The sequence below is a fragment of the Microcystis aeruginosa LEGE 91341 genome, from assembly GCF_015206885.1.
GTDB classification, from domain to species: domain Bacteria; phylum Cyanobacteriota; class Cyanobacteriia; order Cyanobacteriales; family Microcystaceae; genus Microcystis; species Microcystis aeruginosa_H.
On sequence record NZ_JADEXY010000003.1, the window covers coordinates 1 to 23,436 of the forward strand.

At 42.2% G+C, this 23,436-nt stretch carries 21 protein-coding genes and 1 pseudogene; 12 read left to right on the forward strand and 10 right to left on the reverse strand.

The features are described from left to right. The 3 genes from IQ234_RS00930 to IQ234_RS00940 all read left to right on the forward strand — a co-directional run. Positions 1–960, forward strand: a 960-nt coding sequence (locus IQ234_RS00930; protein WP_193955677.1) for a collagen-like protein, incomplete at its 5' end; no start/stop codon positions are given. Between the two features lie 296 nt (positions 961–1,256). Next, entirely contained in the window at positions 1,257–2,243 is a 987-nt protein-coding gene (gene dusA, locus IQ234_RS00935; protein WP_193955678.1) for a tRNA dihydrouridine(20/20a) synthase DusA, read from the forward strand. 15 nt (positions 2,244–2,258) lie between these two features. Then, positions 2,259–3,071 carry a DUF362 domain-containing protein gene (locus tag IQ234_RS00940; RefSeq protein ID WP_193955679.1) on the forward strand — a complete coding sequence of 271 codons (813 nt, stop codon included), beginning with the start codon at positions 2,259–2,261 and terminating at the stop codon, positions 3,069–3,071. 413 nt (positions 3,072–3,484) lie between these two features. Here the strand turns inward: IQ234_RS00940 and IQ234_RS00945 are convergent, their stop codons facing one another. Together IQ234_RS00945 and IQ234_RS00950 are read right to left on the reverse strand one after the other, a co-directional pair. After that, entirely contained in the window at positions 3,485–3,835 is a 351-nt protein-coding gene (locus IQ234_RS00945; RefSeq protein WP_002731942.1) for a Rieske (2Fe-2S) protein, read from the reverse strand. 8 nt (positions 3,836–3,843) lie between these two features. Continuing rightward, positions 3,844–4,425, reverse strand: a complete 582-nt coding sequence (locus IQ234_RS00950; RefSeq protein ID WP_193955680.1) for a DUF1997 domain-containing protein — start codon at positions 4,423–4,425, stop codon at positions 3,844–3,846. Between the two features lie 239 nt (positions 4,426–4,664). On the opposite strand from IQ234_RS00950, the pseudogene IQ234_RS00955 reads away from it, so the two are divergent. Further along, a pseudogene (locus tag IQ234_RS00955) lies at positions 4,665–5,123 on the forward strand (response regulator transcription factor). Here the strand turns inward: IQ234_RS00955 and IQ234_RS00960 are convergent. Continuing rightward, positions 5,124–5,306, reverse strand: coding sequence for a hypothetical protein (locus IQ234_RS00960; protein ID WP_002734024.1), 183 nt, complete (start codon positions 5,304–5,306; stop codon positions 5,124–5,126). 271 nt (positions 5,307–5,577) lie between these two features. Between IQ234_RS00960 and IQ234_RS00965 the strand changes: the two genes are divergently transcribed. From IQ234_RS00965 to truB, 3 genes are all read left to right on the forward strand, one after another. Further along, positions 5,578–7,149, forward strand: coding sequence for a hydantoinase B/oxoprolinase family protein (locus IQ234_RS00965; RefSeq protein WP_193955681.1), 1,572 nt, complete (start codon positions 5,578–5,580; stop codon positions 7,147–7,149). 116 nt (positions 7,150–7,265) lie between these two features. Then, the gene (gene tsaD / locus IQ234_RS00970) at positions 7,266–8,312 is read left to right on the forward strand and encodes a tRNA (adenosine(37)-N6)-threonylcarbamoyltransferase complex transferase subunit TsaD (RefSeq protein ID WP_193955682.1); all 1,047 of its coding nucleotides are present in this window, start codon (positions 7,266–7,268) and stop codon (positions 8,310–8,312) included. A 90-nt stretch (positions 8,313–8,402) separates the two neighbouring features. Further along, positions 8,403–9,284: a tRNA pseudouridine(55) synthase TruB gene (truB, locus tag IQ234_RS00975; protein ID WP_193955683.1), complete on the forward strand. Its 882-nt coding sequence runs from the start codon at positions 8,403–8,405 to the stop codon at positions 9,282–9,284. A 121-nt stretch (positions 9,285–9,405) separates the two neighbouring features. On the opposite strand, the gene IQ234_RS00980 is transcribed toward truB, so the two are convergent. The 4 genes from IQ234_RS00980 to IQ234_RS00995 form a co-directional block, all read right to left on the reverse strand. Further along, complete coding sequence (locus IQ234_RS00980; protein ID WP_193955684.1) at positions 9,406–9,678, reverse strand: winged helix-turn-helix domain-containing protein; 273 nt, start codon at positions 9,676–9,678, stop codon at positions 9,406–9,408. A 100-nt stretch (positions 9,679–9,778) separates the two neighbouring features. Next, positions 9,779–10,825, reverse strand: coding sequence for a histidinol-phosphate transaminase (gene hisC / locus IQ234_RS00985; RefSeq protein ID WP_193955685.1), 1,047 nt, complete (start codon positions 10,823–10,825; stop codon positions 9,779–9,781). A gap of 91 nt (positions 10,826–10,916) precedes the next feature. Beyond that, positions 10,917–12,137, reverse strand: coding sequence for a (E)-4-hydroxy-3-methylbut-2-enyl-diphosphate synthase (ispG, locus tag IQ234_RS00990; RefSeq protein ID WP_193955686.1), 1,221 nt, complete (start codon positions 12,135–12,137; stop codon positions 10,917–10,919). 34 nt (positions 12,138–12,171) lie between these two features. Continuing rightward, complete coding sequence (locus IQ234_RS00995; protein WP_193955687.1) at positions 12,172–13,086, reverse strand: alpha/beta fold hydrolase; 915 nt, start codon at positions 13,084–13,086, stop codon at positions 12,172–12,174. A 439-nt stretch (positions 13,087–13,525) separates the two neighbouring features. On the opposite strand from IQ234_RS00995, the gene IQ234_RS01000 reads away from it, so the two are divergent. Together IQ234_RS01000 and lysS are read left to right on the forward strand one after the other, a co-directional pair. Continuing rightward, positions 13,526–14,095: a TIGR04376 family protein gene (locus IQ234_RS01000; protein WP_193955688.1), complete on the forward strand. Its 570-nt coding sequence runs from the start codon at positions 13,526–13,528 to the stop codon at positions 14,093–14,095. Between the two features lie 167 nt (positions 14,096–14,262). Then, positions 14,263–15,984 carry a lysine--tRNA ligase gene (gene lysS / locus IQ234_RS01005; protein ID WP_193955689.1) on the forward strand — a complete coding sequence of 574 codons (1,722 nt, stop codon included), beginning with the start codon at positions 14,263–14,265 and terminating at the stop codon, positions 15,982–15,984. 137 nt (positions 15,985–16,121) lie between these two features. Here lysS and IQ234_RS01010 read toward each other — a convergent pair whose 3' ends face one another. After that, complete coding sequence (locus IQ234_RS01010) at positions 16,122–17,768, reverse strand: DUF3685 domain-containing protein (RefSeq protein ID WP_193955690.1); 1,647 nt, start codon at positions 17,766–17,768, stop codon at positions 16,122–16,124. A 58-nt stretch (positions 17,769–17,826) separates the two neighbouring features. After that, entirely contained in the window at positions 17,827–18,267 is a 441-nt protein-coding gene (locus IQ234_RS01015; RefSeq protein WP_002741350.1) for a Fur family transcriptional regulator, read from the reverse strand. 720 nt (positions 18,268–18,987) lie between these two features. Between IQ234_RS01015 and IQ234_RS01020 the strand changes: the two genes are divergently transcribed. From IQ234_RS01020 to recN, 3 genes are all read left to right on the forward strand, one after another. Beyond that, entirely contained in the window at positions 18,988–20,046 is a 1,059-nt protein-coding gene (locus IQ234_RS01020) for a DUF2157 domain-containing protein (RefSeq protein WP_193955691.1), read from the forward strand. A gap of 86 nt (positions 20,047–20,132) precedes the next feature. Further along, the gene (gene rppA / locus IQ234_RS01025) at positions 20,133–20,813 is read left to right on the forward strand and encodes a two-component system response regulator RppA (RefSeq protein WP_193955692.1); all 681 of its coding nucleotides are present in this window, start codon (positions 20,133–20,135) and stop codon (positions 20,811–20,813) included. Between the two features lie 170 nt (positions 20,814–20,983). Continuing rightward, entirely contained in the window at positions 20,984–22,738 is a 1,755-nt protein-coding gene (gene recN / locus IQ234_RS01030) for a DNA repair protein RecN (protein WP_193955693.1), read from the forward strand. Here recN and IQ234_RS01035 read toward each other — a convergent pair. Beyond that, the gene (locus IQ234_RS01035) at positions 22,715–23,356 is read right to left on the reverse strand and encodes a Uma2 family endonuclease (RefSeq protein WP_193955694.1); all 642 of its coding nucleotides are present in this window, start codon (positions 23,354–23,356) and stop codon (positions 22,715–22,717) included. The genes recN and IQ234_RS01035 overlap by 24 nt on opposite strands. Positions 23,357–23,436: the final 80 nt, after the last annotated feature.

Here is a 23,436-nt window from a genome sequence, read left to right on the forward strand (position 1 = left end):
GGTCAGGGAGGCCAGGGGGGCAAGGGTTGTCGCTGTTCCCAACCTTTCTGGACAATTCAAACCTGTAGCGGTAGGCCGGGTGATGCCAATTATAGCTGTACCACTAGAGAATTTAGCTGTCAGGATGGTCTGGATGGGGCGACGGGTAATAGTGGTCGTAACGGTCGCGAGGGACGTTTAGGACAGTTAACTTTAATTCAAATCGATCGCCCTTTAACTGCCGATCAACCGAGCGCAACCGTTGCCCTTGCGGAGTTAAAAGAACGGGGTTATATTCTCTCTAAAAATACTTGGGAAACTCGCACTGGCGCAATGTCTTTATTTTCCCCCGGTTCCCTGATCGATGATCAATATCGGATTTTATTAGATCGATCGGAACGTTCTTTTATTTTAATTTGGAATGCCCCCCAAGAGTTTAACCGGTTTGCTAATCAGCGTTTTACTTTAACCCTTGATGATCAAAAGGAAATGAAGGTAACTGTCCCCGGTGAACTCTGGATCGAGGGAACCACTCAAAAACGCAATAATGTTACGGAATTTGTCGTTTATAATGCTGTTTTTGAACGAGATGTCACCCAATTAGAAGCAAAAGGTATTACAGGAAATGGTACTGATTTAAGGCTTTTTCTGGAGGATAAAGCTTCCCAATCGAATTTAATTGGCACTAAATTTAAAGTCCGTTATCGCGTCACTCGTTGGCAAGCAGACGACCTGCAAACCAGTCCCAGAACCGATTTTGTCACTCGCTATGAAGGAGATATGCCTGCTAATTTAGTCCGACAGGACGGCAATCAATTTATTCTAGATATCGGTCAATTACCCTTACCTGTGGAATCTTTGCGATCGGGTACGGGGATAGAAATCGAGTTACTTGCTACTCGTTCTTTTGCTGGTTATTCCAAAGAACAAAAAATCGTCATCCGCGACACGATTAGAGGGGCAAATATACCACGGAGATAAGTCAAAAAAGTCTCCTTCTCCCTTCTCCAGTGCAGTCTTAACCAGTAATTTAAGTAGCTGGTTATAATTAAATTAAAAATGGATTTTAGGTTCGATCCCCCCTGCCCCCCTTGATAAGGGGGGTGCCGATCCCCCCTTAGTCCCCCCTTGATAAGGGGGGTGTCTGACAACTTTTAACGCCTACCTACTTAGATAGTCAACTTACCAAAAGGCTCTAAAATGTCTTGAGAGGAAGACTGGTTCTTCTCTGGGTTTCCCTGGAGAATGTCCCGATCAGCGAAAAAATCAAGGGAAAGATGGGCAGTATTTTAAGTGTGGCGCCGATGATGGATTATACCGATCGCCATTTTCGCTATTTTTTGCGACAAATTAGCCGTCGTCCCCTTCTCTACACGGAAATGATCACGACGATGGCGATTAAACACGGCGATCGCTATAAGTTATTGGGGTTTTCCCTAGCAGAAAAACCTCTAGCTTTGCAGTTAGGGGGTGATGATCCCTATCTTTTGGCAGAATGCGCTAAAATAGCCGAAGATATGGGTTATGACGAGGTAAATCTCAATGTGGGTTGTCCTAGTTCTCGGGTAAAAGAGGGCAATTTCGGCGCTTGTTTGATGGCTAACCCGGAATTAGTCGCTAGGGGAATATCGGCAATGAATCAAGCTGTATCGATTCCCGTGACTGTAAAACAGAGAATTGGCATTGATGATCAGGATAGTTACGAAAATATGGCCAATTTTGTCCGTATTGTCGCGGATGCGGGTTGTCAACGTTTTACCATCCATGCGCGGAAAGCTTGGTTACAGGGATTAAGTCCCAAGGAAAATCGCACCGTCCCCCCCCTGCGTTACGATGATGTTTATCGCCTAAAAAATCAGTTTCCCCATTTGTTTATTGAAATTAATGGCGGTATCATTAATTTAGAACAGGCTAGACAACATTTACAATTAGTAGATGCAGTTATGATCGGTCGGGCAGCCTACGATAATCCCTATTTATTTGCCACAGTCGATCGAGATTTTTATGGGGAATCGGTTACTCCTCCTACCCGGGAAGAAGTAATCAAAAAAATGCTTCCCTACATCAATGAGTGGGTGAGTAAAGGTTATAAATTACACCAAATCAGCAAACATCTTTTACAGCTTTTTGCTGGTCAGCCCGGAACTAAGGCCTGGAAGCGTTATATTAGTGAAAATAGCCATTTTCCTGGGGCCGATTCTGGGGTAATCTGGCAAGCTTTACAGCAGGTAAATTCCCTAAATGATCTGGCTAATTCCCATTGATTTATTTTCTTTTCTATGATTACTCAATCCTCAATTACTGCCGGGGTAAAAAATTCAGCTATGGCGGATTTTGTTTATCAACCTCCCCCGGCAGCTATCACGGCTAAACGTATTTTAATTAAACCTAATTTAGGTTATCCTGTGCCTCCACCGGTAACGGTTAGTCTGCCGGTATTAAGTCAAGTTTTGCGGGGATTGAGAGAGGTAAATCCCACGGCAGAAATCATCTTGGTAGAGGGAGTTTGTTCGGCTATTTCTTTGAGAGAAATTATCGATATTTTGGGGGTAAAATCTATTCTCGATTCTGGAATAACCATTCTTGATGCTGATAGTTTACCCCAGCAAGAATATCCAAATCTTTCTCCTTTTCCTGTCCGTTTTCCCTCGATGTTTGCCCCTAAAATTATCGAAGAAGTGAATTGTCGGATCACGATTGGAACCCTAAAACGCACCCATTTAAAGGATGAACCCCTGATTTCTGCTTCTTTAAAAAATCTCTATGGACTCTTTCCCCGTAGTCATTATAAAGCCCGTAGTCCCAACTCGCGAGGGCAATTACATCGCCCCTCCGTACCGCTAATTTTACAGGATGTTTATTTTTGTATCGGTCATCTTTTTGATGGGGCAGTGGTGGACGCTAATCTCAAATATTTTAGTAGCAATTGGCGACCGGATCGAGGAAAATCTATTCCTCTCGGTCAAGTGTTTTGGGGTGATGATATGATTAGCGTGGATCGCAGTGCTTGTCTGTTAGGTGATGAACCGATGCCAAGTTATTTAGATGCGATCGATTTGCTTCGTTCTCAACTTTTAAACGGAACTAATTAGGGTTAATAATTAGGGTTGGCTGAAATAGGCAAACACTTGTATTAAATAATATCCAGCTTATTATTTATACTGCAAAGCCGTCCGATCCTAGGCTGACATGACGGGATTTCATAGTCAGTAAAAGTATAGGAGATTGGGGATCACCGGAGCGGGGGGGGAACAATCCATAAGGGACTTGCGCTTTGATAATGTACCTTTTGGGCGAACGCAGTTCGCCCCTACATTGTGGACAAAATCCGTTACTGTAGGGGCGCAAAGCTTGCGCCCTCCGATCGATTGGGATATTATTCCCACGCAAGTCCCTAACTGGGTTTTTACGGAAGCGAGCGGGGTGCGTTTGGCATTCTCAAAGATTACCCCATTGTCGAGTGAACTGCTCTTTAGGTTGCCCCAAACCCCCCCTCGGTGAGCGGTTATGCGTCTATCCAGATGCTGCCGTCTTCGATGCGAAGGGGATAAACTGGTAAAGCTTGGGGTTGAGAAACTGCCGCCATCGCTTTGTTAACCACAGGGGGCCAGGTAATCCAATCTTTGACAGCACCGCTACAGAGATCAAACGAACTACGATGCCAGGGACAAACGATCGCGCCGTCCTCGGTAATTTTGCCCTTCGTCATCGATAATTTTAAATGGGGACAACGATTACCGACGGCGTGGAATTGACCGTTATTGTTAATCAAAAGAATGGAATTTTCCCCCACTTTTACCACTTGACGGGCGCCGGGGGCAAGGGAATCTACAGATAATACTTTTGTCCAACTCATATTTTTATTTAACCAAGGGAGAGATCGAGAATGGTTTCGGGGTAATTTTGGGCAATAATGTCCTGTTTGGCCCATTGTTGGTAATCTTGCAACAATTGACTCATTAAACGCTGTTTAATCCGCAATAAAACCCCTTTTAGGAGACTATTGCCAGTGATTTCTAACAACGGACGCGGGGTTAACCATAATGGTGGTGGTAGGGCGACTTTCACTTCAAGATTGGCTTTTCCCGCTAGATAGGTTTGATTATTTTTTTCCACAGGAGCGAGTTTGCCTTTAACATTGAGGCTAAAGCGATCGTTGATATAATCAATACCTTTGATCTGACAGTCTTCTGATTGCAAAAATATCGTCCCCTCAGAGGTAGCCCAGACATTAAGAATAACCGTGGGCTGAAAATAGTACATATTCAAGAAGTTTAGGGGACGCATTTTTAGGCGAAACCGATGCTCGGACAAGTGTTCCGTTAAGCTAGTCTCAACGATAGCCTGTACTAATCTTTGCGGTTGACGCAGATAATGCTGAATCGGTATGGTTTGTTCAGCAACAACAATTTCTAGGGATTCGGCAGCGGTAAAAGTTACTTCCATAAGTTGGTTATCTTAAATTTGTCTCCCTTCTTAATTTTACTTTACAAAACTTATGCTTTTCGACAGTCCAGATGTAGAAATTTTACCGCTAAGAGGGGACACAAACCAGATTTTTGCCCAAAGTTGGGCTTTTTTCAGTGATCAGTGATCAGTGGGGGGTTTTAAGTCAACAGTGGGGGAGAAGGGAGAAGGGGGGGAGAAGAAGGGAAGTTAAGGCCAAAAGACTAACAGGCTCTACAATGATGACAAGTGAGACCTCTAGGGAAAGCAAAATAATTATAATGAAACCGAGAGAGTCAATTAAAGTCTTAATTGCTGACGATCAAGAGTTAACCTGTTTAGGACTCAAGATTTTAATTTCCCAGCAGCAGCATTGTTAGGTGGTAGGAATTGCGGTTAATGGTCAACAGGCGATCAACTTGGCGAAAAGTTGTCAACCAGATGTAATTATTTTAGATATAGGGATGCCTGTCTTAGATGGACACAGCGCCGCTATTCAAATCAAACAATTCGACCCTTATATTCGCATTATCGCCTATAGTTCCTTGCCAAAGCTTCCAATGGAAAAAAATAATCAAAGTACAGCTTTTGACCTATACTACCCTAAAGATATATCTTCCCAAGCTCTGATCACAGCGATCGATGACTTGGGAAAATTAGCACAATCGGACAAAGATCAATTCCGTCGAGTCGGATAGTTAACTAAGTTTTTCTTCAGGAAAAGTTGCTTGAAACTCATCGAGTAATTCATCCAACTCCTCAAGAGCTTGATTAACATCTAATCTCAGTCCCCCAATGTCGGGTTTATCGCGCAATTGCAGTAAATAATCGCGTTTATTAGCCATTTGTTTCACTTTATCGATCAAGCTGGTTTTATCCATAATTCACCCTCTGGTACTGACTGCGATTATATCTCAGTCAGCCCCCATCAGTGGCTCTCCTGCAAAAATCAAAAATCTTCTCTTGGGTGAGGAGACAGTAAACTCCGAGACAGGAGGATAAAAAAAGACAAGAGACAAGCACCCTATCTATAAAAACCACAATTAGGTCAAATTTATCTGATATTTTCAATATTTTAAACCGATAGCAGCTCGATAACCTAACTTCTTTAGCAGATATACTGATAACTAATAACTGATAACTGATTTTCCTATGTCCCCTCTCAATTCTCACCGCACAGAAATAACTACCGTTGCCGATCCTATTTATCTAGAAATCTTTAAAAATCTCTATCAATTTATTGCCGAACAGATGGGGATTACTCTCCAAAATACGGCAGCAAGTGTCAATATTAAAGAGCGTCTAGACTTCTCCTGTGCTATCTTTGATGAGGTGGGAAATTTAATCGCTAATGCTCCTCATATTCCCGTCCATTTAGGCTCTATGGCCGATAGTGTTAAAAGCTTAATTCAGGATAAGGGGGAGACGATTCGTCCGGGGAATGTTTATCTAGCTAATAATCCTTATAATGGCGGTACTCACCTCCCAGATGTCACAGTAATTAGTCCTATTTTTGACCGCCAAAATCAGGAAATATTATTTTATCTTGCCTCCCGGGGACATCAAGCTGATATCGGTGGCATTACCCCCGGTTCTATGCCTCCTCACTCTGTCCATATTAGCGAAGAAGGAATTTTATTCGATAATTTTTTGCTGGTAGCGGCGGGACAGTTTCAGGAACAAGAATTAATTAATCACTTAACTAATAGTCCTTTTCCTGCTCGCAATATTGCTCAAAATATTGCCGATTTTCAAGCACAAATAGCCGCTAATACTAAGGGGGAAAGAGAATTACATAATATGGTTGATCGCTACGGATTAGCTATGGTTAAAGCCTATCAAAAGTTCGTTCAAAATAATGCCGAATTGGCGGTTAGAAAAGCTATATCTGTCTTGAAAGATGGTGAATTTACTTATTATCTGGACAACGGTGCTGTCATCAAGGTCAGAATTACCATAGATATTGATAATTGTCAAGCAACCATCGATTTTACTGGCACATCTGACCAGTTAAATAATAACTTTAATGCACCCCTGGCAGTGACAAGAGCGGCGGTTTTATACGTTTTTCGTACCCTTGTGGAGGAGGCAATTCCTTTAAATGCTGGCTGTTTCAAACCCCTCCATTTAATTATCCCATCTGGCTGTTTTCTTAATCCCGTTTATCCAGCGGCCGTGGTAGCAGGAAATGTGGAAACTTCCCAGGCAATAGTTAATACTTTATACGGTGCTTTAGGCATTCAAGCAGCCAGTCAAGGAACGATGAATAATTTCACTTTTGGTAATCAAGAATATCAATATTATGAAACTATTTGTGGCGGGTCTGGTGCGGGGGCAAATTTTGCGGGAACCGCCGCCGTACAAACCCAGATGACTAATTCCCGTCTCACTGATCCAGAAGTATTAGAAATGCGCTATCCTGTGTTAGTAGAAAGTTTTAGCATTCGCCAAGATAGTGGCGGTAAGGGACAATATTCTGGAGGTGATGGTGTGATTAGAAGGATTAAATTTCAAGAGGCTATGACTGCTAATATTCTGTCGGGTAATCGCCGGATTCCCCCCTTTGGACTAGCGGGAGGAAAAGCCGGTAAAATAGGACGTAATGCCGTGGAAAGAAACGATGGAACTATCGAAGAATTGCCCGGCACAGCGACTGTAGAAATGAATCCCGGTGATATTTTTATTATTGAAACCCCAGGCGGTGGTGGCTATGGAAATTGCTGAACGATAACTTTAATTTTAATTAAGTACCTGAGTAAAATTAAGTAAGTGGTTATAATTAAATTAAAGACGGATTCCCCCTTAATAAGGGGGGTGTCTGACGATTTACTGATTAATTTATGACAATTATCTTAGCGATCGAAACCAGTTGCGATGAAACGGCTGTGGCCATTGTTAACAATAACCAGGTGTTGAGTAGTGTGGTTTCTTCTCAAATTGATCTCCATCGTCTCTATGGCGGTGTTGTGCCAGAAATGGCCTCGCGACAACACCTAGAAACCATTAATTTTTGTCTAGAAAAAGCTTGGCAAGAAACGGGTTTAACTTGGTCAGAAATTGATGGAATAGCCGCCACAGTTGCTCCCGGTTTAGTAGGTGCTTTAATGGTGGGAATGACGGCAGCCAAAACCCTCGCTATTATCCACGATAAACCCTTTATCGGCATTCATCATCTCGAAGGTCATATCTATGCTTCCTATCTCGCTGAATCTGATCTTAAACCCCCCTTTTTATCTCTTTTAGTCTCCGGGGGTCATACCAGTTTGATCCATGTGCAGACCTGCGGTAAATATCAACAATTAGGAACTACTAGAGATGATGCAGCCGGAGAAGCTTTTGATAAAGTGGCACGATTATTAAACTTAAGTTATCCCGGTGGTCCGATAATCGATCGCATGGCTAAAGATGGTAATCCCCAAGCTTTTCCCTTACCTGAAGGTAAAATATCTTTACCAACCGGCGGTTTTCATGCCTACGATTCCAGTTTTAGTGGTTTAAAAACTGCTGTTTTGCGCTTAGTAGAGAAATTCGAGCCAGATAATTTACCCGTAGCTGATATAGCCGCTAGTTTTCAAGATACGGTAGCCAGAAGTTTAACCCGTCGGACAATCAATTGTGCCTTAGATTATGGCTTAAAAACTATCGCGATCGGGGGAGGAGTGGCTGCTAATAGTGCCTTGAGAAATCATCTAGAAACTGCCGCCAAAAATCATGATTTAACCGTCTATTTTCCGCCGCTTAAACTCTGTACCGATAACGCCGCTATGATTGCTCGCGCTGCCGTTGATCATTATGATCTTGGTCATTTTTCTGACCTTTCCCTCGGTGTTCGTTCCCGTTTACCTTTAAGCGAAGTTATGCAATTATATAATACGTCAGATTTTTAGCTATCAGCCGTCAGTATTCAGAATTGAGGAGATGGCTTTTATCTATTCTCCCCATCACCCCACTTCATAATTCATAATTCATAATTCATAATGTTTGGCTTTTTAAACCTCAATAAACCCCCCGATTGGACTTCTCACGATTGCGTGGCCAAAGTCCGCAAAATTCTTAAGACAAAACGAGTCGGCCATGGCGGAACTTTAGATCCTATGGCTACGGGAGTTTTACCGATCGCCGTCGGGGCTGCCACCCGATTACTGCCTTATTTACCCGAAAATAAGGCTTATCGGGCAAAAATCCAGTTAGGACTCAGCACCGATACCGATGATATTACGGGAAAAGCGATCGCTACTTGTCCCTGTGGCGATTTAACTTTAGAGGCAGTTAAGCCCCATTTAGCGGAATTTATTGGCAATATTGCCCAGATTCCGCCGATGTATAGTGCTATTCACAAGGATGGTCGCCGTCTCTACGAATTGGCTCGCAAAGGGGAAATAATCGCAGTGGAGCCTCGTCAGGTCAAAATTGACCAAATTACGGTTTTAGGCTGGTTAGAGGGGGATTTTCCGCAAATAGAGCTAGATATTCACTGTGGATCGGGGACTTATATTCGTTCCCTGGCCAGAGATCTGGGCCAGGTGTTAGCGGTGGGTGGCACTTTAGCCGGTTTAACTCGCACGGAAAGCTGTGGTTTTCAATTAGCTGATAGTATTAATCTGGAAGCTTTAATGGCTAATTCCGAGGGTTTAATTTCGCCTCGCATTGCCTTGGCACATCTAGACTGGATTTCTTTCACGTCAGAGAGGGTTATCGATTGGTTTCACGGCAGAAAAATTAATCTCACCGATACAAATGTTATAATCGGTTCTTTGGTTGCTGTGGAGTCTTTAGAAGCTCAATTTCTCGGCATTGGTGAGATAGTTGTCGCAGAAGATGAATACTATCTACAGCCTAAAATAGTTATTCAGCAATAGGGTTAATAATTAGGGTCTGCTGAAAAAGTTTTTCGTGGGGACAGGGTGTGGGGTGTGGGGAGAATAAATAAAATAATCTCCTATCTCCTGACGACCGGCTACTGACTCCTGACTCCTAACCCTAACAACAGTTTTTGATTTTTACAAGAGGTCTAGTATAAACCCACTGATTATGATTTTTTCTGGCCACGATTTTTTTAGAAGCGACCAAAGATTTTAGACAAAGATTGAGCATAGAAACGGGACGATTTAAGCGTTGGCTCAATTCTTGAACTGTGATTCCTTGGGGATAAAATTGCATAAGTTCAAAAATTTGTGCGCTAGTATTTAATCCTTTTGTCGGACTAATAATCTTGATAGCCAAGGCTAGTAATCGGGAGAAACGACAGACCATTAGACCCTTGTTTGTCGCTGCTTTGTTCCGCTCGATCTAGCCTTTTTTCGAGAATTTATCAGGGCTTAAAGTGTTAATAAAACCCTGACGAAAATCGAGATTAATTTGTTCCCATAATCTCTTGAATAGCAGATAAAAGACGATCAATCTCCCCATCAGTGCCGATGGAAATCCGCACATAATTCTGAATGCGAGGATGTTTAAAGTATCGCACTAATATCTGACGCTCTTTCAGTTGATTATATAACTCACTGGCACTAATGTGCGGGGGAGAAGCGAGGATAAAATTAGCTTCCGAGTCAAAGACAATAAATCCCAAATCGCGCAAAGAAGTAATTAAACGGCTGCGGGTTTGACGGACTTTTTGCCAAACTTGCTCAAAATAATTATGGTGTTTTAAAGCTGCTGTGGCTAAAGTTTGAGCGATGCGATCTAAATTATAGGAATCACGCACCTTATCCATCTGTTCGATAATTGCCCTCGAAGCAAAACCGAAACCGACTCTTAACCCCGCTAAACTATAACTTTTCGACATGGTACGACTAATGATGACATTATCGTAACGGGAGAGAAAATCGAGATGATTGTCATCACTAAAATCCACATAAGCTTCATCAATTAATACCACTCCCGACGCATTAGCACAGGTTGCCTCTAAATAGTCGCGCTCAAGATGTTTACCGAGGGGAGGATTAGGAGAAGCGAGAAAAATTAATTTCGCTTCTGGACAAATAATCGGTCCTGCTAATTCAAATTGATCATTAGTGGGAAATTCGATAATATTTGCCCCGTGTACCCGGGCAATTGTCTCGTAAAGGGAATAGGTTAAATCCAAAAAAGCGACGCTTTCGCCGGGGTTAACAAAGGTACGCAGGGCGATATTAAGGATATCATCAGACCCATTACCCGCGATTATCTGATCAGCTGCTATGCCGTATAATTCCGCCGCCGTTTGCCGTAACTCTTTGGAGATAGGATCGGGATAGAGTCGGACTTTCTCTAATTGCTCTTGCAGGTGGGCAAAAATTTCCGCCGGTGGGGGATAGGGGTTCTCATTGGTGTTAAGTTTGGTAAATCCCGCAGTTTGGGGCTGTTCTCCCGGAGTGTAAGCGGGGGTTTGACGAACACAATCGCGTGTAGGTAGCATGAACTCTCTGGGGCGGCAATTTCTAGCAAGCTTTTTATTATAGCTGATTATCAGGGGTCGAATAGATGTCAACCCCTACCGGTAAAACTAATTAAGGTTCTACCCAACGGCCATCGGCTTTAATTAAATTAATCAACTCGCTTACACCTTCACTTTCGGGGACCCGTTTAATTTCCTCGCGACCGCGATAAAGGGCAATATAACCGGCCTGTTTGCCTACATAACCATAGTCTGCGTCGGCCATTTCTCCCGGTCCATTGACAATACAACCCATAACGGCGATATCGAGTCCGGTGAGGTGTTGAGTCGCTCCACGCACTTGCTGGAGGACATCTTCTAAATTAAAAAGAGTGCGACCACAGGAAGGACAGGCAACATATTCGACCATGGTTTTCCGCAGTCCCAGAGCCTGGAGAATACTGTAACAGACGGGAATTTCCTTTTCGGGAGCTTCCGTCAGAGAAACGCGAATCGTATCACCAATACCGTCCGCTAAGAGAGTGGCAATCCCGGCAGTGGATTTAATTCGTCCGTATTCCCCATCTCCTGCCTCAGTAACCCCCAAATGTAGGGGATAATCCATACCTAACTCGTCCATGCGCTTAACCATAAGACGATAGGCGGCCACCATCACTGGCACGCGGGAAGCTTTCAGGGAAATGACCAGATTGCGAAAATCGAGGGATTCGCAGATGCGGATAAATTCTAAAGCCGACTGTACCATTCCTTCGGGGGTGTCGCCGTAGGTAAAGAGCATTCTTTCGGCCAGAGAACCGTGGTTAACGCCGATTCGCATCGCTTTATCTTGATCTCGCAGGGAAATCACCAAGGGTTTCAGGGTTTCGGCAATTTTTTCGCCAATTTCATCAAATTCTGCTTGACTATACTCGCTGCGGTCGGCTTTCGGTTTCTCGAAAACGTACAAACCGGGGTTAATCCGCACTTTATCGACGTGTTTGGCCACTTCTAGGGCGATTTTCATGCCGTTGTGATGCACATCGGCTACTAACGGCACGGGTTGATAGGTGGCGAGCAGTTTTTCCCTAATTTTAGCCAAGGCGGTGGCGTGGGCCAGACTCGGCACGGTGACGCGGACAATTTCACAGCCGATTTCATGGAGGCGACGGATACCGGCCACGGAACCATCTATATCAAGGGTATCCTCGTTAATCATCGACTGCACGACTACGGGATAACCACCACCAATGGTAACGCTACCTACCCGGACGGGACGGGTTTTGCGTCGGTGAATCGTGGTGTCGAATTCGGAGGCAGTTGCGGGGGGGTTGAACGTCGATTCCAAGGTTTGCATAGGACTATCACCAACAATCACTCTCCCTATTCTCTCAAAGAACAGGAACAGATTCTAGCCACTCTAATAAAATTGGGTTAAAACGGTCAGGACATTCATCCTGTAAACAATGACCGGCCCAGTCAAATTCTACATATTGAATCCTAGGATTAAGGGAGACAAAACCCTGAGCTAACTGGACGGGAACCATGCGATCTTGTTTGCCCCAACACAATAAAATCGGGATTTCTAAGCGTGGTAAAATTAACTTTGCTGGTGGACAATATTCGGGATGATTAACAGCTTGTGCCAGGGAAATAAAGGACTCCGCTGCCCCCTCATCTAGGGTTGGGGCGGCGATAATTTGTACTAATTCGTCGCTAACGGCTTTCTTGTCTTCGTAGGCGATTGCTGTCCATTTTTTCAAGACTTGCGGACGACGCAGATAGTAAAAAATCGGTTTTAATAGCCAAGGGGAAGTGAAAAAGTTTTCGATGGGAGTGACGATATTTAATAACCAATCGGCGATCATTTCCCGCCGGCGACTGACATCGGGTAAACTGAGCATAACTAATCCGGCTACCATTTCTGGGTATTTACCCCCCAGGGCCATACTAACTAAAGAACCGATCGAATTTCCCACTAATACCACCGGTCTATTGATAAAAGTTTGCCAGAAATCGTGTATTTGTTCCACCCAGAGATTAACGGTATAGGGAACCTGTACTTTACGCGAACCACCGAATCCTAATAAATCTACCGCGTAAACTCGATGATTTTGGCTGAGGATAGGAATATTATGGCGCCAATGTTCGATCGCCGCTCCAAATCCGTGCAGTAAAATTAAAGGGGGATTATCGGCATCTTGGGGGTTTTTTGCCGGCATAAAACTATAACGAATTTGCCAACCGCGCCACACCCAATCCCGTTGATAACCGATACGTTCTGTCCAAGTTGGTGAAGTCGTCACTTAAGTCAAACAATTAAGAGGTTTTCAGGAAATATCACTCTAGTTTTATTATACGGGTTTCCCCCTGCCTAACCCACAACCGAATAACATTTTTGTACTACTTTTTCCAAATATATTTAGGTCTTGCTGAATAATGGTAAAACCCTTTTAAAATAAGGCTTTTGACCTGCTAAAATTCGATGTTAGTGCTGCGAAAATAGGATTAAGACCTTCAAAAACCTTGTATTATCCTTATTTAAGTACACAAACTGGTACAAAAAAAAGAGGACAACAAAGCCTGAAACGACTGGCTACTGACTCCTGACTCCTGACTCCTAACCCCACCAACAAACTTTTTCAGCAGCCCCTATTTAAATCTAGGGTTGATCTAGCCTATGCTAAAAAGAGGGGGATTAAAATCGCTCCTAGACTTTAATTGCAAATTTAGGATACTGCACAGATGGGCAATCTATTTGATGATGTTAGTCGCTTTCTTGAAACCCAACTGGAAGAATTTCTCAAAAGTCATCCCCAATTAGAATTACAGGCGCTGGTGGAACAACTGCGCGAACAGGAGCGCGATACTGCTAAACTGATTAGCGCCCTAGAAAATGAGCGTCAACGTCTCGAACAGCAAATTTTGGCCACTGCCCAAGATATCCAAACTTGGCACGCTAGAATTGATAAGGCTAAGGCCGCTGGACGGCAGGACTTGGTTAAGGCTGCCAGTGAACGCGAGGCGGCTCTATTTCGTCAGGGTAATCAACTTTGGGGACGGATGGAAGGAGTGAAAAAACGTCTGACTCAATCCCAAGAGTTACTGCAACAAGTCCAACAACGTCGTCAGGAAGTGCAAATTAAAGCCGAAAAAGCCCCCAAAAATCAGTCCCGTGACTGGGAAACCAGTTTTTGGGATCAACCCCAAGAATCGGACTATCAGCGCTCGAACTACGATAATCTCGATCTAAAATTTAAAGAATGGGAAATGGAAGAAGAATTGAAAAAATTAAAGCGAGAAATAGGACGATAATTACTGTTATTAGGGGAAGTAGGGAAGTGGGGAAGTGGGGAAGTGGGAGAATTTCAACTAAAACCCTAAAACCCTAAAACCCTAAAACCCTAAAACCCAAAACCTAAAACCTAAAACCTAAAACCCAAAACCTAAAAATTCCCCAGAATTGTTCCTCTTAGAAAACGATGGCATCTCAAGCACAAAATCCTGAAAATCAACCCTCCTCTACCCTCGAAGAAATCCGGGCTGCTCGTTTAGAAAAAGTGGCAGGATTGCAAAAAGCTGGCTTAAATCCCTACGCTTACCAATGGAAATCTACCGCTCACGCTCAACAATTACAAGAGCAGTACGCCGACTTAGCACCGGGGGAAGAAATTAGCACAGAAGTAGCCATTGCTGGTCGGATTATTGCCCGAAGAATTATGGGTAAACTAGCCTTTTTTAACCTGCAAGATGAAACGGGAACGATTCAATTATACCTCGATAAAAAACGCATTAGTGAAACTATGGCCGCCGTGCCGAATGCCTTTAACACGGTGATTAAACTAACCGATACAGGCGATATTTTAGGGGCAAAAGGGACGATTAAACGCACAGAACGCGGCGAATTATCTATCTATGTAAACCAGTACGAAATTCTCACTAAATCCCTCTTACCTCTTCCAGATAAATGGCACGGTTTAACCGATGTAGAAAAACGTTATCGACAAAGATATGTGGATTTAATTGTTAATCCCGAAGTGCGACAAACTTTTCGCCGTCGCGCCCAAATTACTGCTTCTATTCGGAGATATTTGGATCAACAAAACTTTATTGAAATTGAAACTCCCGTGCTACAAAGTGAAGCCGGAGGAGCCGATGCTAGACCGTTTATCACCTATCATAATACGCTGGAGATGGAGTTATATCTCCGCATTGCCACCGAATTACATCTAAAAAGATTAATAGTCGGTGGTTTTGAAAAAGTCTTCGAGTTAGGCCGAATTTTTCGTAATGAAGGGGTTTCTACTAAACATAACCCTGAGTTTACTTCCATCGAAATCTATCAAGCCTACGCTGATTATTATGACATGATGGAGTTAACCGAAAACATTATTGTTAATGCTGCACAAGATGTTTTAGGTACGCTGAAAATCACCTATCAAGACAGGGAAATTGACCTAACTCCTCCTTGGCGACGAGTGACTATGCACGAATTAGTCCAAGAAATAACTGGGGTTGACTTGAATAGTTTTGAGGATTTCGAGTCGGCTCGTATTGCCGCAGAAAATGCCGGCATTGGCGTTCCAGAGGACTGTAAAACCATCGGTAAGCTCTTAAATGAAGCTTTTGAACAAAAAGTCGAAGAAACCCTAATACAGCCCACTTTTGTGCTAGATTTTCCCGTGGAAATTTCCCCTTTAGCTAAACCCCATCGCTCAAAAACTGACCTCGTAGAAAGATTTGAATTATATGTGGTTGGACGGGAATTGGCTAATAGTTTTTCTGAGTTAACCGATCCCATCGATCAACGGCAAAGATTGGAAGCACAGGCACTCAAAAAAGCGGCTGGAGATTTGGAAGCGCAGGGAGTTGATGAGGACTTTTTAACCGCTTTAGAATACGGAATGCCTCCCACGGGAGGCTTAGGAATTGGCATCGATCGCCTGATCATGTTATTAACCGATTCTGCCAGTATTCGCGATGTGATTGCTTTCCCCTTATTAAAAAGTCAAAGTACAGCGATTAAATCTTTTGACTACGATGAGGACAAAAAAATTCTGAAAGTGGAATTTAATCACGGTGGTATCTATCTTTATCATGATCTACCTTTGGCAGTATATAAAGATTTTCAGTCTGCACCATCGAAAGGACAGTTTTTTGTCGGACAGATTCGCGATAAATACAGTTTTGACAAGGAATTGTAAAAGTTAGTGTCACTTCAGTTATCAGTTATCAGTTATAATTCATAATTCATAATTCATAATTCATAATTCATAATTCACAATTCACAATTCATAATTCATAATTCATAATTCATAATTCATAATTTATAATTCATAATTCATGATCCCTTTTTACCTTTGACTTCCTGCCAAGTATTACCGACTCCCTGTAAAACCCCGCGAATTACTAAACCAATACCCCTACCGATAACTTGGATAAGAATATAGACTACTCCCTTACCCACCACCCGAAAAAAAGCGCGTAAACGAGGAGATAAAGAGTCTCTTAATTCTAAGGCGATCGAAGCTAACCAGGGTATGCCTGTTAAACTGTTTAATTCTTCCTGTCGGGGGGAATAAATGGCTAGAGATTGGATTTCTCCATCGCTATAGTGAAATAATTGATATTGACTTTCAAAGATATCTTTAGGTTCTTGCCAATATTGTTGCCGTCGGTATTTCCAAGATAATTCATTGCGGATTTTAGCTAATTTTCTGGCGATGAGAAATTCTGACCGGTAAAGTTTTTGTTTGATTCTTTCCGATTCCGAGAAGTTATTGAGAATAATTACCGTTACTGCATTGGCAATATTATGAATGAGATTTTGCAGGAGAATTTCGGCTCTGGCGATGGTTTCAGGAGCATTCGCTCGGTATTCTACTCCGTCAATAGTTAAACTATTTTCGTACACTAAATAGGAAAATAAGTCAAGAGTAAAAGGAATTTTATTGAGGATTTCTGTTTGAATTGCCTCTCTTTCTTCCCGAATAATTTCGTTAAGTCTGCCTTTACTAATTTCGTCATAAACCGAGGCATTAATTTCTAAAAATTTACGGGTCACTTTCTCCCAGATATCGTAAATAATCAGATTTAAGCGACCAGTTAATTCCCCTCGGCTAATCTGTAAATATCTCATCTCATCGACATTTTTACGAATTTCATCGAGAACTAAATACAATAATTCCCGTTGCCGATTATCCTGTAAAACATCAATTTCAAAACTGATCTTGGTTCTATTAATTAAAGGGGAGCGAATGACTGCTAAAGTGGACTCAAAAACCGCCGAAACACAGAGGGGACGCTCGCGGCTTAAAATTGGTAATTCTCGATCGATATTGTTAATTATTACCGGGGGTGTGACTGAAGCTGAATTGTAATAGCTACCTTCCAGGGGAATTAGTTTTCTCACTAACCATAGAGCTGCTAAAAGTTCTCGTTTTCTTCCCTGCCAATAAAAGCGATCAAAGCCGGATAAAGACTGTTGATTGAGATGGAGATCAATTAAATGTAATTCACTTTCGATGCGATTTAATCCCGTTTTGCCAGCACTGATTAACCAATGGCTAGGAGCTAAACTTGCACGGGTAGCAATGGTGAGAGGAGAAGGGACAACATCGTGGGATTCATCCCGGTAAATCTGACCTAAAATAGTGATAAATTGCTCTAGGTTTGTGCCTTTGGGAATATAACCGGCGATGCCTAATTCCCTGGCGATAAGTTGCTGTCGGGAGTCGAGAGGAAAGGTTAATAGAACAATTTTACTTTCCGGATAGCGAGAGTGGAGAATTTCACAGTGAGACCAATCAAAGAGAGGATCAATAATAATAATTTCGGGGGCAGGATTAAGAGTCAAGGCGAAAATTGTTTCTAAATCCCCTTCGGTGACGATACTAATATTTTCTATCTGCGACAAAGCCTGCACCAGACCCAAGCGGAAAATCGGGTCATTATCGATGATAATTAGGGTGAGAGGGCGATCGATCACAAGAGTTGCAGCCTGTCAACGGATACTATTCACAGGGTCGATTATACAGTTATCTGGCTCATTTGTTTTGTTTATAGCCATAGAAATCGATGCGATAATCGGTAATTTTTACCCCCGTCGATGCCTCGACCTGTTTAATTAATTCCGGGGGAAGTTGGATATGCACATCGATGATTTCTTGACTGTCGAGACAATTGATGTGACTGTGGGAATCGCTGATGTTACCGTAGAGTCTGCCGTCCCAGCGTTCCACAGATTCGATAATGCCTTGACCCGATAGAGCCTCTAGGTTTTGGTACACTGAGGTATGACCGATGTTTTTTCCTTGTAGATTGAGACGATCATAAATTTCTCGCGCTGATAGGTGTTCCTGCGCTTGCCACAGCAATTCTAAAATATAGCGACGCTGACGACTAACCCGCATTCCTAAAGTTTGACACCTTTCGATCGCATCTTCTAAACACCGGATCGGTTTTTGTTTTACCTCCAAATTGTCCATAGTTGCGTCCGTTGACCTCCGCCCTAATACATAGTCATTACCAGTTTAGCTTAGTCTTTCGATCGATGTCCACATTGCCCCAGTTTTTAGCCCCTCTTACGGCGGTTATCTCATACTAAATCCTGTTTAAAAAGTATAGGAGATTAGGGGGAAGGGAGAGGAGTTTGAGCATTTCTACTAAAATTATCTACCTGCACAATTCTAGCTTTAAGTCAATAGCCTTTACAAAACTTAAAAAATTGCAACATAAAAAAATGTCACCACTAGCGGCTTTTTTTGGGCAAGAGAATCGATACAGTACCCTGATTGTCTTGGTTTTGCGTTGATTTGAGGTTTAACGGTTAAACTAAGCCCACAGAATACAACGATCATACCAGATTAATAAATGTAGGCAACCCCGATTTACAGCCAAATTTTGGCAAATTCTGGGAAAATCAAAATCTTGTAACTTACTTGTTACATTTAACTAATCGGTCAAAATATTTAAATATTTTACTTGTTTATCTTAAATTTATAATTTTTACTTATTTTTTAAAGGCTGATTAACTAGGGTTGAGCAAAAAAGCTTGTAAGCTCTATTTAAAGTCAGTCGAATCGCTTAGTATCGGGAAACAGATGTGACTTGTATAAGCTGTTAAGTATTTAAATTTCTTGTTGAGATGAGGCAACAGGCAGGATAGGCGGTTAAAATACATCTTAGCTTAAGGACTAGAGAATATTATGAGACTAGAAAGAGAAGATTTTGATTGGGCGGTACAAGAAAACCTAATTACTGCCAGCCAAGCTGAAAATTTATGGACGGCTTTTTTGTCCCGTTATCCCCAAGAAGATGAAGTTAATCGTCCTCGCTTTAATTTCGCTAATGTAGCCTATTATTTTGGGGCATTAATTGTTATCTCTGCTCTGGGGTGGTTTATGAACGAAGCTTGGGAGAGTTTCGGCGGTGCAGGCCTATTTTTTATCGCTCTATTTTATGCAGTTTGTTTTATTTTCACGGGTAAAAATCTCTATTTTCAGCAAAATCTCAAAATCCCCGGCGGTCTTTTATTTACCATGGCAGTGGCAATGACTCCCTTAGCAATCTATGGTTTACAACGCTGGACAGGATACTGGCAAGCCGGAAATATGGCCATTTATCCAGATTTCTATACCTGGACTAAAGGCGGTTGGTTTTTAATGGAATTAGGCACGATTCTCGCAGGATTAATAACTCTGCGATTTGTTAAATTTCCCTTTTTAACTGCACCGATCGCTTTTAGTCTGTGGTATATGTCAATGGACTTAACCTCTTTAATATTTGGAGAGAACGAATATACATGGAGAATGCGACTGTGGGTATCCTTTTGGTTTGGAATTGCCTGTTTAATAACTGCCTATTTAATTGATGTACGTCAGCGTCGCAGTCGGGGAGATTTTGCTTTTTGGCTGTACTTATTCGGATTGATTATGTTTTGGTTTAGTCTATCTCTTCTCATCGAGGATAATGAATCGCAACGATTTTTGTACTGTCTAATTAACTTGGGATTGATGTTATTATCCATCCTGCTAAGAAGAAGATTATTTGTGGTTTTCGGAGGTATCGGAGTATTTGCCTATCTTTCCTATCTCTCCTATCGTATCTTTGCCGATTCAATTTTCTTTCCCTTTGCCCTAACCGTCCTAGGACTTGGTATTATCTATATGGGAGTTTTGTATCAGCGTCATTACCCAACCCTAGCTAGATTTATTGAAAGTTATATCCCTCTCGAATGGCGCAATTTATTACCCAAAGATAGATAATTAGGAGAAATGGGGATATGGGGAAATGGGGAGATTCAACTAAAAACCCCAAAACCCCAAAACCCGACACCATCTTTTTTACTTTTATGAAAATACTTATCGTTGACGATGAACACGAATTAACCGAACCCTTAGAACAAATTCTTGATCAAGAAGGCTATGAAGTGGATATTGCTGATAATGGTCGGACGGGGTTAGAATTGGCACGAGAGAATAATTATGACCTCTTAATTCTCGATTGGATGTTGCCCCAGCAATCTGGATTACAAATCTGTCAATATTTACGGGATCAGGGGGACACCACTCCCGTTTTATTTCTAACCGCTAAGGATACCATAGACGATCGAGTGGCGGGATTAGATGCCGGTGCTGATGATTATTTAGTCAAACCCTTTCAACTGCGAGAATTATTAGCGAGAGTCCGCGCTTTATTGCGTCGTTCTCCCAATTTTGAAGCTAGTAATAGCAGTAAATTAAAATGTGCTGATTTAGAACTCGATAGCGAAAATCAAGTGGCCTATCGTCACGGTCGCACGATCAGTTTATCAGCAAAAGAAATACAATTGTTAACTTTATTTATGACCCATCCCGGGCAACTTCTCACCCATGAACAAATTTATCAGCATCTCTGGTCAGAAGGAGAGCAACCTAATAGTAATGTGGTTCCTGCCCTGATGCGCTTGCTGCGTCGTAAAATCGAAGCGGAGGGAGAAACACCTCTCATTAATACTGTCTATGGGAAGGGCTACCGTTTCGGGGAAAATTAGGGAATGCTGAAGGATAATGAGAATAAGTAGCTGGTTATAATTAAATTAAAAATGGATTTTAGGTTCGATCCCCCCTGCCCCCCTTGATAAGGGGGGATTAAGGGGGGCATCTGATAATTTTTAACGCCTACCTACTTAGCAACTGATTACTGATTACTGATTACTGATATATGTTATCCTGCCTACAAATTGAAAATTTTACCCTCATCGATCGCTTAGAATTAACTTTCGGCAGCGGATTAAATGTACTGACCGGTGAGACGGGGGCAGGAAAATCGATTATATTAGATGCGATCGATATTGTTCTCGGTGGTAAAGTCAATCATCGCGTCATCCGTCAGGGAAGCCAACAATCAACCCTAGAAGCGACTTTTTCTCTGACTCCAGAATTAATTGCTTGGCTAGAAAGTCAGGAAATTGACCTACTAGAGGATAATAGTCTGACCATCAGCCGGGAATTAGTGATTACTAATAATTCCTTGCGTTCTCGTTCTCGGATTAACGGAGTCGTCGCTAATCGCCAACAAATGGCGCAAATAAGAGATTTTTTGGTAGAAATCACCGCCCAAGGTCAAACAGTTCAGTTAATGGACGCTAATCGACAGAGGGAATTATTAGATCTCTACGGGGGTGAATCGCTGCAGCAGCAGCGGGAAAAAGTAGCCACAGCCTACGCTAACTGGCAAGAAAGCAAGAATAGTTTAAATAATAGGTTGCAATCGGAACAAAATCGCTTACAAAGATTAGATTTAATAGAATATCAACTAAAAGAACTAGAATCAGCTAATTTAACTGACGCTAACGAGTTGGAACAGTTGGAACAGGAAAGAAACCGACTCTCCCACGGTGTCGATTTGCAAAATTCCAGCTATCAAGTCTATCAACTACTCTACCAAAACGATCGCGATCAACCCGCTGTCGCTGATTTGTTAGGAAAAGCTGAAAATATCTTGACAAATATGATGGTTTATGATACGAGTTTAGAGCCAATTTTAGAGATGGTGCGATCGGCATTAAATCAGGTGGTGGAAGCGGGACAGGAAATCAACGTTTATGGGGATAGTCTAGAGGCAGATCCCGAGAGATTGAACGAGATAGAAGAGAGAATTATCCAACTTAAGCGCATTTCGCGCAAGTATGGCCCAAGTTTAGCCGAAGCGATCGATTATTATCAGAAATTACAGCAGGAATTAGCGGAGTTGACGGGAGAAGGACAATCGATTGAGGAATTAGAAAAAATTTGTCAGCAACAGGAAAAAATCTATCGAGAAACTAGCACCCAGTTGACCTTTTTGCGACAAGAAACCGCTAGTCAACTAGAAAAACAATTGGTACAGGAATTAAAACCTTTAGCCATGGAAAAGGTGATTTTTGTCTGTCGGATTGCTCCGGGTAATCCTAGCAGTCTGGGAGTCGATCAAGTGGGATTTTATTTTAGTCCCAATCCGGGGGAAAAAATCCAACCTTTATCCAGTACCGCTTCCGGAGGAGAAATGAGTCGTTTTCTCCTAGCGTTAAAGTCCTGTTTTTCCCAATCCCAATCGGCAGCAGCCACCCTAATTTTTGACGAAATCGATGCGGGAGTATCGGGAAAAGTTGCTCAAGCAATTGCCGATAAATTGGATCAATTAGGTCAACAATATCAGGTTTTATGCGTTACTCATCAACCCTTAGTGGCTGCTTTAGCTGATCACCATTTCCGAGTTTATAAACAAATGATTGCCGAAGATGATCCCACTAATCTCTCGGAAATTCGCACGGTTGTCCGGGTTACTTCTCTCGATAATCGTCAGACGAGAAGGGAAGAATTGGCACAATTAACGGGAGGAAATTCGGCAGCGGCTGCCATCGCTTTTGCCGAGTCTTTATTGGATAAAGCGGCTGCCAAAAAACAGCAGGATTTAACCTTGAAATTGACTGATTAACCAACGTCCTACCTGACTTTGATCCTTGCTGCGTGCCTGTTGTAAAGCTGACTCTAAAACCGCAAGTTTTAAATTAGGTAAAACCTTTGATATATCAATTCTTTTACTACCTCGATCGATTATTTCAAAAGCGAATATTTGGGGATAATCGACGTTAACACTCCAATATTCACTAACTCCTAATTCTTCGTATAGTAAGCGTTTATTGACTAGGTCATCATTGAGGGTAGATTTTGAGATTTCAATGACTAAATCTGGTGGGGGATACTGATTTAAATCAATTAGCGAAGTACCGTAGGGAATCAGATTAGCTTTCTCGGCAAAATAATAAGATATATCTGGTTGAATTTCTCGATAACTAGACTTGCGAAAACTGCAATTATCTTTGGCATTAAAGGCCAGATTTTTTAGGGTAGCATAGAGACTAACAGCGAAGATCAAAATAGCATGATCGCTGGCATGATCGTTACTAATAGGAGTCATTTCTAATCGATAATAGCCATTGTAATAATAACTTTTTCCTTGATTTTCTGGGAAGTTTTTAATCGCTTCTAAGTATTCTTCCCAACTACCTTTAATCCATGAGTCAGTTATCCCCCTAGTTTCTAGCTGTTGCATAGTTATCTGATACCGCTTTGAACTTTTTCTCTAATTATAGCAACTATTGCTCAAATCAGAACCAGGGAACCGAGCAAGTA